Origin of the sequence: Floridaenema flaviceps BLCC-F50, from assembly GCF_041929275.2 — a bacterium.
Classification (GTDB): domain Bacteria; phylum Cyanobacteriota; class Cyanobacteriia; order Cyanobacteriales; family Aerosakkonemataceae; genus Floridanema; species Floridanema flaviceps.
Genome location: NZ_JBHFNR020000001.1, coordinates 1,579,966 through 1,594,578, shown reverse-complemented (window position 1 = coordinate 1,594,578; position 14,613 = coordinate 1,579,966). Strand labels below are relative to the sequence as shown.

The following is a 14,613-nucleotide window of genomic DNA, read 5'->3' as shown; positions in this document are numbered from 1 at the left end:
CGTCAGATTTGTTAAACAAGTTTAATCAATTAGGCAGGGAGGAAATTCGCTAAATGTTTAACTTCACCGAAACCGAGTTCAAACAAACCAGGGTTTATCAAAGTATTAAGAAAGAAATTAAGGAAGAAATTGAACAAGAGGTTGAACTAGTAACTAAGTTAGAAACAGTTCCACGTTTCCTTGCTTTGGATTTAACTGTGGAACAAATCGCCCAAGCACTTGAATTAACTGTGGAACAAGTACAGCAAGCAAGCGAGAATCAAACTAACTAATATTACTCAGTAGTTGTTCACTCGCCAGCTTTTCTCCCATTGGAAATAGCAGCGTTATCGTTATATTTTTCTTGGTCATAATAGTAAAGCGTGCGGATAGGATAGGGAATATTAATTCCTGCTTTATCGCACGCTTCTTTTAAGGCAATTATCACTTTGGTTCTAGTGCGGCGAACGTGGATTTTTTGGGGTAAAGTCCAATAACGAACTACAAAATCGATCGAACTTTCCCCGAAACCTAATCCATCAACTTCTGGTTTTGGTTCAGCTAAAACGCCCTCGATTTCTAATACAGCTTGTAGCAAAACATCTACAGCTAAACGTAAATCAGTATTGTAATCTACGCCTATTCCTAAATCTGTGCGACGCTGACGTTGGGCGGTTAATACTTGTACTGGGTTAGTAAATAAAACAGCATTTGGGATTACGACTATTTCACCTTGATAGGTGACAATTTGTGTAGAACGAATTGCTATATCTTCTACTGTTCCTTCATAATTTTGGACAATTATTTGATCGCCAATGCGAAAAGGTTCTTGCAATAATAGCAATATTCCTGCTAAAAAGTTTTTGAATATATCTTGAAAAGCAAAACCAAATGCAACCGAACTTAACCCTAGTAAACCAATTAAATCTCCTAAGCGTAAATCAGGGAAAGCAATGACGCAAGCAACCAGAATGCCAATTGCCCAAACTGTAACATAGCTGGTTTGGATAAAGAGCGATCGCAAAGATAAATTCTTAATCGCCCGTCTACCAATTTTCCTGACAATATTCCGTACCAAATTAGCAACATAGCGAGTTAAAATCAAGATAATAATTGCCGCTATCATTGCGGGCAGTGCTTCAACAGTATAACCAATTAACTTCAATAGGCTTGCTTTCACTTGTTGATAAAAGGCATTCATAGAAACACGAACTAACACATCCGGTCAGGATATATTTTAACCATGAGGTTGTTATCTAGTCATACCTCTCTAGGTACTTTTTAGTTAAAATTTAAATACAGTTGCATTGCCAAAAAAAGCAATGTAAAACCAGAAAAGACTAGTTTTTCTCTCCTATCTCAGTGTCTCCTACTTCAGAAAGATGACAACAGTTACTAAACCCTTAACTCGTAAAGCTTGGGCAAATTGTATTTCCCAACCAGCAAAAGAATTTCCCTTAACTCCTTTGTCAATTATTTCAGGTAAAATTCCCGAAGGTTTGCGTGGTACACTCTATCGTAATGGCCCCGCTAGATTGGAGCGTGGTGGCGAAAAAGTTGGGCATTGGTTTGATGGTGATGGCGCGATTCTGGCTGTAAAATTTAGCGATAATGGCGCTACAGGAATTTATCGCTATGTGCAAACTTCTGGATATTTAGCAGAATCAAAAGCCAATAAATACCTCTATCCTAATTATGGCATGACTGCGCCTGGGCCTTTTTGGAATCAATGGATTAAACCTGTGAAAAATGCTGCTAATACTTCTGTTTTAGCCCTACCAGACAAACTTTTAGCGCTTTGGGAAGGTGGAAATCCTCATGCTTTGGATTTAGAAACTTTGCAGACTAAAGGTTTAGATGATTTATCGGGATTAAGTAATAATTTACCTTATTCTGCCCATCCAAAATGTGATGCTAAAACTGGAGAAATTTTCAATTTTGGTATGACTCCAGGAAAGAATTCGACTCTGCATTTTTACAAAAGTAATGCTACTGGTAAAGTTCTGCAAAAGTCTAGTTTGACTATAGATGGACTGCCTTTAATTCATGATTTTGTTATGGCAGGGCAATATTTAATATTTTTCATTCCACCAGTGCGAGTCAACTTGTTACCAGCACTTTTTGGTTGGCAGAGTTTCGGCGATGCGGCAGAATGGAAACCGCTGTTAGGAACTCAAGTTTTAGTTTTCGATCGTACTACCCTATCCCTAGTAAGTAAAAGCGAAACTGAACCTTGGTATCAATGGCATTTTAGCAACGGTTATGTAGATAATAACGGAGAAATTGCGATCGATTTCTTTCGTTATGTTGATTTTCAAACTAATCAACGCCTCAAACAATTTGCCACAGGAGAAATTCAAATTTCTGCTAAATCAACTTTATGGCAAGTGCGTCTCGATCCCGAAACAGCTAAAGTAAAATCTAGTGAAGAATTGCTCGATCGAGATGGTGAATTTCCCATTGTACCCCAGGAAGATGTCGGCAAATTTTCTCGTTACACTTTCATGTCTTTGCATGGCAAGAATTCGGATACTACTAGGGAGATATATAGTACGATCGCACGTTTCGACCACAAAACAAACACTCTTCAAGAAGCAAACTTAGGCGAAAATCGCTATCCTACAGAACCAATTTATGCGCCAGATTCCCTAAATCCTAATCAAGCTTGGGTGTTAACAGTTGTCTATGATGGTAACAATAATCAAAGCGAAGTTTGGGTATTTGATAGCGAAAGATTAGACGATGAACCTGTGTGTAAATTAGGACTACCTAGCGTTGTACCAATGGGATTTCATGGTACTTGGAAAGCAGGGTAGTGGGGACTGGGGACTGGTGATTGGGGACTGAGGAAGATTAAAAAACCAAATTACTCGAATGTCAGACAAATTTTCCCAAAGTGCGCCCCACTTGCCAAATATTCTAAAGCTTCCCTGGCTTCTGTGAAATGAAAAGTGCGATCGACAATTGGTTTAATTCCATGTAATTCGATCGCCCTATTCATCTCCTCAAACATCTCACGGGAACCAACATAAACACCTTGAACAGTAACAGCTTTATTCAATATAGGTAGAGGGTTAACTTCCGCCGTGTTACCCGTGAGAACACCAATTAAACTAATATATCCACCCACAGAAACAGCGCGGAAAGATTTAGGTAAAGTTCCCGCACCGCCGACTTCTACCACATAGTCCACACCCTCACCATTTGTTAATTGATAAACCTGTTCATCCCAATTAGGATTTGCTTTATAATTAATCCCATCATTTGCACCTAATTTCAACGCTTTTTCCAACTTTTCATCACTGCTGGAAATTATAATTACTCGCGCACCAGACATTTTTGCAAACTGCAAAGCGAACAGGGAAACACCACCCGTACCTTGCAAAAGTACAGTGTTTCCAGCTTTCAAATTACCACCAGTTATTAAAGCATTCCAAGCAGTAACAGCAGCACAAGGTAAAGTAGCAGCTTCGACATCGGAAAGATGTTGCGGAACTGGAATTACTCCATTTTCATCTAACACAATGTACTCGGTTAATACGCCATCTACAGGACTACCTAAAGTTGAGCGAAATACTTCTTTTGAGGGTTTTCCCGCTAACCATTTTTGAAAGAAGATACTGGCAACTCTTTCGCCTACTTTAACTCGCGTTACCCCCTCGCCTACAGCAACTATTTCTCCTACGCCATCGGAAAGGGGAATTAAGGGTAATTTTTGTTTGGGATTATAGCGACCTTGTACTACCATTAAATCTCGATAATTTAGGGAAGCGGCGCTTAATTTTAGTAAGACTTGTCCTATACTAGGTGTGGGGATTTCGCGATCGCACAACTGCAAAGCATCTAAACCAAAGCTATTTTGTATTTCTATCGCTTTCATTTTTTCCGCCATTGTTCTAAGGAAATGTATTCGCCTGTAATTTCATCTTGCACTGTAATCCTTTCTCCTGGCATATTAACGCGAAACCAATAAAGTGTGACAATGCGATCGGGATTATCTTCAAAAACTCTCACTGTGTAGTAAGGTTCGGTTTTAGTTGGTGCAGTTTCTAACACTAATTTAACCCTTACTTTGCCATTTGATAATCTCCTGATTTCTGCCGCTTTTTGCTGTACTTCTGGAAGTCGCCAAACTAAATTAATTACTTTTTGGCTTTCAGTATTTGCAGCTTGGGTAATACTAAAAGGTTGATTGGCTAAAGCTTTGTTTTCTCTTTTCCAGGTTAGCGGTATTAATAGGAGAAGAGCGAAACTTAGGAATATTGTTAACTGTTTCATTTTAAGTACCTCTTTTTTTGAACCACGAAGGCACGAAGGACACGAAGAGAAGAGAAGAAGAGGGATCGCTATTTTTTTGAACCGCAGAGGCGCAGAGGACGCAGAGAAATTTTTAAACCGCAAAGAACGCAAAGAGAAGAGAGAGGAATCACAATTTTTTCTAAGACATTGCTAAGTCTAGCAGTTTAGATCGGATAATGTATATTAAGCTATTGAACTAAGAACCAAGGAAGTATGCAGTTAAGTTTTAAAGATGTACAGTTTATTGTTGACGCACTTGATTATCGGATTGAAGCTTATCGAGAGCTTCTGAGAAATCAGGAAGATTTAGCTGAGGATGAGGTTTCAGATATTAGTAATAATTGTGGTTTTTTAGAAGCGTTGCGTAAAGATTTGGCAAAATCTTTGAGTCAGGGGGAGTTACCTAAAGTGGGTAATGATAAGTAGAATTTGCGATCGCTCTTTTATTCGTTTCTCTCAAATCTTGGCGATCGCAAAAACTTCAAGTTTATGCTTCCGGGGGTAAGATTGTCAGTCCATACTTTGGTGCAGTCGCTAACAGCTTGTCGATCGCAGCTTGATCGGGTACAGGTGGATTAAATGGATCGGTTACAGGTCTGCCAACTTCAGCAAAAAACATTTCCAAACCAGCAGGTGTTACCCAACATAACATTCGCGCTTGCGTCGTTCCAGTATTTTTTAAACTGTGTTTTTGTCCCTTGGGAGAATGCAAGAATGTACCGGGTGTCGCCAAAATAGTTTGGTCATCTAAGCGAAACTCAACTTCACCCTCAAGAATGTAAAACGCTTCATCTTCACGACTATGAATATGGGGAGGCGTACCGACCTCTGGATTACATACAATCTCAATCAGCGCATATTTTCCCTGAGTATTCTGCCCCAATGCCTTAAAGGTGACAGTATCACCGACAACTGTCACCACATCGCCTTCTTGAGGCATCATGACTATTCCTTGCTGGTTTAGAGTCATTTTATATCCTCGTTTCTGCTAACTGTTCAGTATCCAACTATGTAGTCAGATAAAATGATTTTGCCTACAAACTAAACTCTAGTTCTCTAGTTTTATTCAAAAAATAGAGCGCGTAGAAATCTTATTCATTAGCCTTTAGATAGATAGTTTTAAAATTACTATAGAAATTTTTTGATTTTTAGAGGTAGATGTGGAAAAGCGATCGCAATTTTTTATGAAGCTATAAAAACGAAAAGCCAAAGGCGGTACAATTGTAAAATTGCGTCCGTTGTACTTAGTCTATGAGAGAAATTTTATTCTACCGCACAGACTCGGATCGCTGTCCCGTTGAAGAATTTTTTGATTCTTTGTCTGGGAAACAAGCCCAAAAAGTTCTTTGGGTGCTACGCTTAATTCAAGAACTTGATTCTATTCCTAGTAGATATTTTAAGAAATTGGTCAACACTGATGATATTTGGGAGGTTAGGATTAATCAAGGAAATAATACTTTTCGGCTGTTGGGCTTCTTTGATAATGATAATTTAGTTATTTTAACCAACGGATTTGCTAAAAAAACACAAAAAGTTCCATCTCAAGAAATAGATTTAGCAGAACAGCGAAAACGAGATTATTTAAGCAGGAGACAGAATGATGAGTGATGTAGAAAAATACATTAAGAAACGCAAAAAATTTGATCCTGAGTTTGCAGAAGGTTTTGAATCTGGATATGCAAGTTTTAAAATTGGTGTGCTGCTGGCGCAAGCAAGGGAAGAAGCTGGAATAACAAAGAAAGAATTAGCACGGAAGTTAAATAAGCATCAATCCTTAATCTCTAGAATAGAGAATCATGCAGAAAATGTTGGCATTTCTACTCTAGAAAAATATGCCAATGCTTTAGGAAAAAAAATTACCATAGAAATTTCTTGATTTTCAGAGGTATATGTGGAAAAGCGATCGCAAGCAACGTCAGCAAATAACTAAATAATTGCTAAACTTGAATATGTCATAAAGGGATTTGTGCGATCGCTACTATCACTTCATCAATGGTAAACTCTATGAGCAAAACACCCTCTCCTGAAGAAGGTCGGGAAATCGTAAAATGGTTGAATCGAAATCGCCAAGAATTAAAAAAGTATGCTCATCAATTTGTTGCCTACAATGCTAACGGAATTATTACTCATGGTGACGATTTACGGGAAGTTATTGATAAAGCAGACGCTTCTGGAGAGATTTATTTAATTTATTTAGTTCCTGGTTTTACTGGCTCGATTGTGATTTTACCAATTTATTTTCGCACCGTCAGCCGTCATGAATGGTCGCCTAATTATCCAGTGAGTCTAAAGCATAAAGAATTGCTTATCAATACAAGCATGGTGGTTGATTCAGGTGCAGATTTTAGCGTAATTTCTAGCAAAGCTGGTCAACATTTAGGCTATGCTTTGGCTGATGGTGAGGAAATATTAGTTGGACAAGCAATAGGCGGAAGTGTAGAGTATGTTTTACGTAGGGTTGAAATGACTATTGACGGACATACTTTTATGGCTCCTGTGGCATGGTTACAAAATAATACGGCAGATGTTATGCTTTTGGGTAGAGAAGTAATATTTGATAAGTTTAATATTGAGTTTCGTCAAGCAGATGAGCAAATTATTTTTACTTGGCGACAAGTAACCAATTTGTAAGATGAAGAAATGGCATAAATTGTAAAATACTATGAAAAACCTACAAACAAGAGTTATTACTGATGAATGGGTAACAGCAAGTTGGGAGGAGTATATCCAAACAATTGAAAACCCCACTTTTGAGCAAGCTAAAGGTTATTATCACAATGGTAAAATGAGGATTGAAATGGCATCTTTAGGACATGACCACGCCAGCGATAATACTATTGCTATTCTGGTAATTAGCTTGTTTGCCACTATCAGAAATATTCCCATTAAAGGATTGACTAATTGTACTTACAGAAAAACTGGTGTGCGTGAATGTCAGCCAGATATTTCTTACTATATTGGAGAACGGATTCAACTTGTTCCTAGAGGTACTAATATTATTAATTTAGACAACTATCCAGCGCCAGATTTAGCTATTGAATTGGGAAAAACTACGATCGCAGATGACTTAGGACGCAAACGTATTTTATACGAAGATTTAGCAATTCCTGAATATTGGGTAGTTGATGTTCAACAAGCAGAAGTTACTGCTTTTGCTATTGCTAATCATGGTAGTCGCAGAATTACAGAATCTCAAGTGTTGTCAGGTTTTCCTATTTCTTTATTAGCCGAAGCTTTACAACGAAATCTGCAAGGAGATCAATCTCAAGTTGTCAATTGGTTGTTGACAGAACTACAAAACTCTTAAATTAACGCCTAAACTCGCCAAAACAAATCACAAAAATCTATAATTTATAAGGATTTGTCATTTATATTTAACTTTTTGCCTAACTGAACCATGACCACTACTCCCCGTCGCTATCACATTACCACCTTCGGCTGTCAAATGAATAAGGCCGACTCGGAACGCATGGCTGGTATCTTGGAAGACATGGGTTTTGAGTGGTCGGAAGATCCCAATGATGCTAATCTGATTCTCTACAATACCTGTACCATTCGGGATAATGCCGAACAAAAAGTTTATTCTTATCTGGGAAGACAGGCGAAACGCAAACAAGAACAACCGGATTTAACATTAATTGTTGCAGGTTGTGTGGCGCAACAAGAAGGTGAAGCTTTACTGCGGCGCGTGCCTGAATTAGACTTAGTAATGGGCCCGCAACACGCTAACCGTTTAGAAGATTTATTGGAACAGGTTTTTCATGGCAATCAAGTAGTTGCTACGGAAGCTGTTCATATTATGGAAGATATTACCAAGCCTCGGCGCGATAGTGCTGTTACTGCTTGGGTGAATGTGATTTATGGTTGCAATGAACGTTGTACTTATTGTGTTGTTCCCAATGTTCGAGGCGTGGAACAATCTCGCACTCCTGAAGCGATTCGTCGGGAAGTTGAAGAGTTAGCAAGTCAGGGTTATAAAGAGATAACTTTACTAGGACAAAATATTGATGCTTACGGTAGAGATTTACCTGGAGTCACACCGGAAGGAAGACACAAACACACCCTAACAGATTTGCTGTATTTTATTCATGATGTCCCTGGTATTGAACGCATCCGTTTTGCCACTTCTCACCCTCGTTATTTTACCGAAAGATTGATTAAAGCTTGTGCAGAATTGCCGAAAGTTTGCGAACATTTCCACATTCCTTTTCAGTCGGGAGATAACGAAATTCTCAAGGCAATGGCTAGGGGTTATACTCAGGAAAAATACCGCCGAATTATTAATACAATTCGGAGTTATATGCCAGATGCGGCGATTAGTGCGGATGCGATCGTCGGTTTTCCTGGGGAGACGGAAGCGCAGTTTGAAAATACTTTGAAGTTGGTAGAAGAGATTGGTTTTGATTTATTAAATACTGCTGCTTATTCTCCCCGTCCGGGTACGCCTGCGGCTGTTTGGTCAAACCAACTTTCGGAAGAGGTGAAAGCGGATAGATTGCAGCGTTTAAATCATTTGGTTTCTATTAAAGCAGCCCAGCGATCGCAACGCTACCAAAACCGCATCGAAGAAGTATTAGTCGAAGACCAAAATCCCAAAGATTCAACTCAAGTCATGGGAAGAACTCGCGGAAATCGTCTCACCTTTTTCCCCGGTAATATCAGCGAATTAAAAGGTCAATTAGTCAAAGTAAAAATTACCGAAGTTCGCGCCTTTAGTTTAACTGGAGAAAGGATTTTTCAATCCTCTCCCGTTGAATGCTTAACCGTCTAATAATTACCTAATTAGTGTTGTAGAGACGTTTCATGAAACGTCTCTACAATTTTATCTGCGTTTATATGGGGTCTTAAATTCCCAAATGTAAAAATTTTAGGATAAAAGATAAAATATACCCACAGTTAAGCATACTATTAAAATGAAAACCCAAGATTCAAATATGAAACCCTATTGGGTAAAGAAAAGGTAAAGATGAAAATAAGATTTTTAGCCGCTTTGGTACTACTTACCAGCATAAGTGTAACCATTCCTAATGCTGTTTTTTCCCAACCTAAAACAGGTGCCAATACTTTTTCCACAGGTTTCTGGCAACCCCAAGCACAGGTTAACCCCAAACAACCAATTAACATTACCCTTTTGAATCAATCAGGTTTTCCTGTTAATTATGGTTTCGGTCGTAATGCAGCGGGAACTTTGCCTCCAAACGGCACCAGTAATTTTACGGCAGGAAGCATTAATGAAATTTCTGATATTGTTAATGTTAATATTTACTCGCCAGAAATATTAGCATTTGACTACAGTACTGACCCTCAACAAAATCAACTCTTTGTTCGGGTTCGTTTAGCAGGTAATCCCGCAGACGAAGATAGGTCAGTTTATATTGATGAAACTGGAAGAGTGTACTCTTTTTAAGGTTCTTCTTTTAAAGTCCGTTGTGACGACTTCAGTCGTTCACTGTAAACAGTGGGATGGTGCGTTACGTTATCACTAACGCACCCTACAAGTAGCTGAATCTAGGCTAGTTTTCCAATAGCCGAGGAAGGTGAAGTTCCAAGTGCCTCGGCGATCGCAATACTTAACAACTCATCCACCGAAATGCCAAATGCTTGAGCCATCATTGCAATTGCACTTTTCTTAGCAAAAGAGCAGTATAACCCCGCTTCCAGAAACCAGGGTTGCCCCTGTGGGTCAACGCGGAAGTCAAAGAGGCTGTAGTGACGACAACCCAACGCTTGATGGCATTTTTTAGCTACTTGCTGCACTACTGCTGTTATCGGATCGGTAGGATCTACACTCCAGGTGTTTAAATTATCTTTCCCATTGATCAGGGCACCTGTTTCGGTGTGCTTGAACTTATCAGCAAAGTTGCGAATTGGATGGTTCTGGGCATTCACCTGATATTCTTCCAGGGGTAAGGCAACTAGTTCACCCTGTCGCTCTATAATGCCGCATCTGACTTCTCGACCCAGTTCAATGTAGTCTTCCACCAGAACCTGCTCTGAGTAATTAAAGGCTGTTGTTAGAGCAGCGTCGTACTCCGCAAATTCTTTAACCAACGTTGTCCCGAGGGAGTTATCGGAACTAGCAGGCTTGACGACAACAGGTGGTTTCATGGTGGGAACATCGCCCTGCTTTAGCAGTTCTCCAGCAGGAACATTGACTCCTGCTGCTGCAACGATCGCCTTTGCCAGATGTTTATGAGCAGCCAAGGCCATAACTTCAGGAGCATTACCGACGTAGGGAATATGCAGCAAGTCAAACAGGGCGCGGTATTGAGTCATTCCGGGAATACAAAACATCTGGGGCACAACCAGGTCAATGCTTAGATCATTAATGATTTGAACCGCTTGAGCAAGAGAGACTGGTTCCGTGCTGCTCAGATCTTGCTTGCTCAGGGATGGAGGAAATCGCCACAGTCGATCTGGTGAAACGTAAGCAATATGAAACTCATAAAGCGCAGGATTGGCTGTCGCCGTAAGGCAATCTCCAGCAAAGAGAAGTGATAGATCGCAATAGAAATCACTACTATCCGTAGAACCTACTAGATGAAGAATCCGCAATACCATAAAGTCTCCTCAATCTCCACAGAATTCAACTAATTTACCAATGTTAAAATCGATCTTGACCCAACTTTTCAGTCGCTGGAAATTATTTACTGAAGTTTAGGCTAAAAGGTTTTAATCATTTTTCTGAACTTTTAATCTCCGCCAATTTCAACAAGTTTACCAATGTTGAAATCTATCCTCACCCATCCCTTAAGTTTTTGCAGATTTTTCAGCAACAATAAGGTAATTTGCCAGTGAGGTATCATTAAAAATGGTAGGGGATCGTTAAGTTGAAAGATGGCATCTTTACCCCGTAAGATAATGTTTAATCTGGTTTTTAGTTGGGCGATCGATCGCACTCCAGTAAACCGCCAAATTTCATGATACAACCAATAAGTTGGTTTACTATTCGCTAAAGGTTGCAAAGGATAATCGGAATCTGATTCATCATTTAAATAAGCATCTGCTAATTTGGGATGATTGTAAAACATGGTAATTGCTGAGTGAGTGCGGGGATTACATTCGATCGCATAAACCGTTCCATCTTCCGCTTCCATAAAATCAAAGGAAATTTGTCCGGTTAATTTGAATTCCCGGAAAAAATGACTTACCCATTCAAAAATTTTCCGGTTATCCACATTTTCATAATTTACTTGAAAAGCGGAAGATTCACAGCAACAATGTACCCTTAATTCGCCATTTCTCACTGTGCTGTGAGTGCAGTACTCTTTCCCTGGAATGAACTCTTGCATAATCCAAGGGTTGTCTTTACTAATCGGTAAACTGCGAACATGATTCGCCATTTTTTCCCTAGATTCCATTGGGAATTTAGTCATATCTAAACGATGCACCGAATCGTAAGCAATACTTTTGAGAATGTACTTTCGCTTTTCTTGGGAAAAGTCGAAATTCAGCACTTGTTCCGGTTCTGTAATTAAAAAAGTTTTGGGAACAGATAAACCTAGCGATCGCGCTTTTTGAGCAAAAGCAAACTTATCATCCAGCATTTTTGTCACTTCAGCATCGCAGTGAAACACTTCACAACAACCTGATAAAACTGGTTTTGCTAAAGAGTCATAATAACTTTGGATCGGACTACAAACAGGAACATAAACATCGATATTTTCTTGTTTAGCGATCGCCAGTAAAGCTTGAGTGTAACCTTCGGGATCTTTTGACGGTGCGGGAGTAGTATAAAAGCGATCGACTGCATTAGAAAAACGATGTCCAACTAACCAATATTTATGAGTTTCAACTAATACCACCCGATGTCCAGCTGCGTGAAACGATCGCGCCAGTTGCAGCGCCTTTGTCATCTTTCCACCAGTCACCATAATATTTTTTGGTTTCGGGTTTTTCACCCTTGGTTTTTGCCAAGGTTGACTAATCAAATTCCCCAATAACGCCACTAATACAATAGTCAAATTCAAGGGAAATGCGATCGCCAAAAGCGCCAAAGTCCCCAAATTTTGTAACGTCGCAAAAATTCGCTCTTTCATCTCATTACTCATCTATTTATATTGTTATGCAAGGGGACTAGGGACTGGGGACTAGGGACTAGGATTCATTAGACATCTCCAATAACTCTTGTAGGGTAGGCATCCTGCCTGCCTTTCAGATTCTTTGTTGGAGAGGTCTATTTAAATCTGTAAATCCTCAAACTTTCCCAGTCCCCAGTCCCCAATACCCAGTCCCTAGTCCCTAAACTCGCCTAATCACAGTTAAACCGTCTCGCAAAGGGAGCAAAACTTGTTCAACTCTAGGATCTTGGGCAACAATTTGGTTAAATTGTGCGATCGCTTCTCCATTAGGACTGCGTTGTTCAGCAGGTAAATAAGGTTCCCCTTGAAGCAAGGTATTATCGACACAAATAAACCCATTTTCTGCCAATAATCCCTTATCTAGCAGCATCTTGAAATAGTCCACATATTCCTTTTTATCGGCATCAATAAACACCAAATCAAAGGATTCTCCTGCTGCTGCTAGTTTCTCCAAAGTTTGTAAAGCTGGGGCGACTTCCACAGAAATTTTACTGCCGTGAGGTGATTCTTGAAAGCAATTTTTGGCGAAATTAGCTACATATTCATCCACTTCACAAGCAACAACTCGCCCATTTTCGGGTAATGCTTCCGCCATTGCTAACGCCGAATATCCGGTAAACATTCCAATTTCTAAAATGTTTTTCGCGCCAGTCATATAGACAAACATTTTTAAAGTTTGCCCTTCAATATGTCCCGAAAGCATTTCCTGTTCTAACTGTCGCACAGTGGCGCGATCGCTAAAGTGTTTACTCCAAGGTTCTTCGCGAGTCTTTGTCGCCAACGCCGCTAAAGCAGGAGATTCTTGGGTCGTCACTTCTTCCAGATACGGATCGATACCAGCGGCTAGTTGATATGCTTGTTGCAGAGCGTTGCTAATTTCATCGGGAATAGTCGCTGTTTCTGCCATTTTGACGATTTTTTCCAGCTTTTCTACCAAAATGCCTAAAGGAGTGACGGGTCTTGCTCGATCGCCTTTAACTAAACTATCACTCATCCCCGACTCCCAACTAATTCCGGTTCTTCGCTTTCCACATAAGCTTCAACACCTGCACCTGCGCGAGGATAAGTGGCGCAAATTCGCTTGTGATCTGCTACTGCTGCTGCTAGTTCTTCGCGAGTCAAGTCGTTGACAAAGAAGCAAGTACCGATCGGTTTTGGCATAGCGGCGCGTAGTTGTCCATCCCTAGTTAAGATAATAGACTGAGTTGCACGCCATAACAGATCAATTTCCAGCAGGGGATGATCCAGTGCTAAACCTAAACGACTCATTAATTGGAGAATGCGATCGCGTTCCCCAGTCGTAATATAACCCCGATTGGCTGCAATTGTTGCCGATAATGCCATATCAATATTGACAGCATGACCGTGATACAAAGGTATGCGAGGCGTTAATTCTACAGTCGGACTCCAAGTATGTCCGTAAGCAATCACTCGGTCTAAATCTAACTCATGCAAGTTAGTAACTTCCAACTCCAGCATCCGTTTAATTGCCAGATGATTAATTTTTTGACCAATTTCTTGCAGTTCGGAACGATCGCCAAGATAGCCGAAATGACTATGCAGTAATTTTTCGCCGTACTTCTCCAACAATTCAAAAACTTGCCCTTCCGAAACTACGGCAATTTTCACTAATTCTGCCATACCGTTGCGAACTTGAGCCGTTGGCAAAGTTTCCAAAAAGGAGAAATCTAAAATCACTTTTTGGGAAGCATGATAAGCACCCAAACGGTTTTTTAGTTTCCTATGATTCACTGCTACTTTAATCGCCACACTCGCATCAATTAACCCAATCAAAGTTGTGGGAATGCGAATATAATTACTGCTGCGACGATAAACAGCACAAGCTAAACCTGTAACATCAGTAATTAATCCGCCGCCAATTACTAAAACTGGTTCTTTACGCAGTAAGCCAAATTCTGCGAAAGCATCGATAATTTTTTCCAGCGTCCTAAGATTTTTATCTAGTTCTGGGATGGAGATGGAAAATACCGTTAAGTCGATGTTGTAGTGTTGGAAATAAGAGCGGATTTTTTGTCCATACAACCGATTCACATTGGCATCTACAACGGCTAAGCAGCGTCCAAATTTTTGGTAACTGTCTGCAATCTCAGAATTTTGCGGATGGAAAACTCCATTTACATAAACGAGACTGTACTCAATCTTTTCGTAACCTGCCACATGAAATGCAGTATCCGTTACTTCGAGTTTTGTTTCGACGATACTCATGATTGCTATTTTTATAATGGAGATTTTG

The 14,613-nt window shown here is 39.9% G+C and carries 17 protein-coding genes; 9 read left to right on the top strand and 8 right to left on the bottom strand.

Going from position 1 to position 14,613, the window contains the following annotated elements; genetic code table 11:
* Positions 1-53: 53 nt before the first annotated feature.
* A complete protein-coding gene (locus tag ACE1CI_RS07520; protein ID WP_413265318.1) occupies positions 54-272 on the top strand; it encodes a hypothetical protein in 219 nt (72 codons plus the stop codon).
* Positions 273-289: 17 nt separating this feature from the next.
* Here ACE1CI_RS07520 and ACE1CI_RS07515 read toward each other — a convergent pair whose 3' ends face one another.
* A complete protein-coding gene (locus ACE1CI_RS07515) occupies positions 290-1,180 on the bottom strand; it encodes a mechanosensitive ion channel family protein (protein ID WP_459564080.1) in 891 nt (296 codons plus the stop codon).
* 181 nt (positions 1,181-1,361) lie between these two features.
* On the opposite strand from ACE1CI_RS07515, the gene ACE1CI_RS07510 reads away from it, so the two are divergent.
* A complete protein-coding gene (locus ACE1CI_RS07510; protein ID WP_413265320.1) occupies positions 1,362-2,795 on the top strand; it encodes a carotenoid oxygenase family protein in 1,434 nt (477 codons plus the stop codon).
* Between the two features lie 50 nt (positions 2,796-2,845).
* On the opposite strand, the gene ACE1CI_RS07505 is transcribed toward ACE1CI_RS07510, so the two are convergent.
* Both ACE1CI_RS07505 and ACE1CI_RS07500 read right to left on the bottom strand, forming a co-directional pair.
* Entirely contained in the window at positions 2,846-3,859 is a 1,014-nt protein-coding gene (locus tag ACE1CI_RS07505) for a zinc-dependent alcohol dehydrogenase family protein (RefSeq protein ID WP_413265321.1), read from the bottom strand.
* The gene (locus ACE1CI_RS07500; RefSeq protein ID WP_413265322.1) at positions 3,856-4,257 is read right to left on the bottom strand and encodes a hypothetical protein; all 402 of its coding nucleotides are present in this window, start codon (positions 4,255-4,257) and stop codon (positions 3,856-3,858) included. The genes ACE1CI_RS07505 and ACE1CI_RS07500 overlap by 4 nt, the downstream gene beginning before the upstream one ends.
* 234 nt (positions 4,258-4,491) lie before the next feature.
* On the opposite strand from ACE1CI_RS07500, the gene ACE1CI_RS07495 reads away from it, so the two are divergent.
* Positions 4,492-4,704, top strand: a complete 213-nt coding sequence (locus tag ACE1CI_RS07495) for a hypothetical protein (RefSeq protein ID WP_413265323.1) — start codon at positions 4,492-4,494, stop codon at positions 4,702-4,704.
* A 61-nt stretch (positions 4,705-4,765) separates the two neighbouring features.
* Here the strand turns inward: ACE1CI_RS07495 and ACE1CI_RS07490 are convergent, their stop codons facing one another.
* Complete coding sequence (locus tag ACE1CI_RS07490) at positions 4,766-5,248, bottom strand: cupin domain-containing protein (protein ID WP_496615305.1); 483 nt, start codon at positions 5,246-5,248, stop codon at positions 4,766-4,768.
* A 281-nt stretch (positions 5,249-5,529) separates the two neighbouring features.
* On the opposite strand from ACE1CI_RS07490, the gene ACE1CI_RS07485 reads away from it, so the two are divergent.
* The 6 genes from ACE1CI_RS07485 to ACE1CI_RS07460 all read left to right on the top strand — a co-directional run bounded on the left by ACE1CI_RS07485 (position 5,530) and on the right by ACE1CI_RS07460 (position 9,685).
* Positions 5,530-5,886 carry a type II toxin-antitoxin system RelE/ParE family toxin gene (locus ACE1CI_RS07485; protein WP_413265325.1) on the top strand — a complete coding sequence of 119 codons (357 nt, stop codon included), beginning with the start codon at positions 5,530-5,532 and terminating at the stop codon, positions 5,884-5,886.
* A complete protein-coding gene (locus tag ACE1CI_RS07480; protein ID WP_459564081.1) occupies positions 5,879-6,154 on the top strand; it encodes a helix-turn-helix domain-containing protein in 276 nt (91 codons plus the stop codon). Before ACE1CI_RS07485 ends, ACE1CI_RS07480 begins: the two co-directional genes overlap by 8 nt.
* A 128-nt stretch (positions 6,155-6,282) precedes the next feature.
* Complete coding sequence (locus ACE1CI_RS07475; RefSeq protein ID WP_413265327.1) at positions 6,283-6,909, top strand: retropepsin-like domain-containing protein; 627 nt, start codon at positions 6,283-6,285, stop codon at positions 6,907-6,909.
* A 31-nt stretch (positions 6,910-6,940) separates the two neighbouring features.
* Positions 6,941-7,585 (top strand): Uma2 family endonuclease, encoded by a 645-nt coding sequence (locus ACE1CI_RS07470; protein WP_413265328.1) that lies wholly within the window; start codon positions 6,941-6,943, stop codon positions 7,583-7,585.
* Between the two features lie 90 nt (positions 7,586-7,675).
* Complete coding sequence (gene miaB, locus ACE1CI_RS07465) at positions 7,676-9,049, top strand: tRNA (N6-isopentenyl adenosine(37)-C2)-methylthiotransferase MiaB (RefSeq protein ID WP_413265329.1); 1,374 nt, start codon at positions 7,676-7,678, stop codon at positions 9,047-9,049.
* A gap of 195 nt (positions 9,050-9,244) precedes the next feature.
* Complete coding sequence (locus ACE1CI_RS07460) at positions 9,245-9,685, top strand: hypothetical protein (protein ID WP_413265330.1); 441 nt, start codon at positions 9,245-9,247, stop codon at positions 9,683-9,685.
* 101 nt (positions 9,686-9,786) lie between these two features.
* Here ACE1CI_RS07460 and ACE1CI_RS07455 read toward each other — a convergent pair whose 3' ends face one another.
* From ACE1CI_RS07455 to ACE1CI_RS07440, 4 genes are all read right to left on the bottom strand, one after another.
* The gene (locus ACE1CI_RS07455; RefSeq protein ID WP_413265331.1) at positions 9,787-10,839 is read right to left on the bottom strand and encodes a D-alanine--D-alanine ligase family protein; all 1,053 of its coding nucleotides are present in this window, start codon (positions 10,837-10,839) and stop codon (positions 9,787-9,789) included.
* 131 nt (positions 10,840-10,970) lie between these two features.
* Positions 10,971-12,329: an ATP-grasp domain-containing protein gene (locus tag ACE1CI_RS07450; RefSeq protein ID WP_413265332.1), complete on the bottom strand. Its 1,359-nt coding sequence runs from the start codon at positions 12,327-12,329 to the stop codon at positions 10,971-10,973.
* Positions 12,330-12,519: 190 nt separating this feature from the next.
* Positions 12,520-13,353 (bottom strand): O-methyltransferase, encoded by an 834-nt coding sequence (locus ACE1CI_RS07445; protein WP_413265333.1) that lies wholly within the window; start codon positions 13,351-13,353, stop codon positions 12,520-12,522.
* Positions 13,350-14,585, bottom strand: a complete 1,236-nt coding sequence (locus tag ACE1CI_RS07440; RefSeq protein ID WP_413265334.1) for a sedoheptulose 7-phosphate cyclase — start codon at positions 14,583-14,585, stop codon at positions 13,350-13,352. The genes ACE1CI_RS07445 and ACE1CI_RS07440 overlap by 4 nt, the downstream gene beginning before the upstream one ends.
* Positions 14,586-14,613 lie beyond the last annotated feature (28 nt).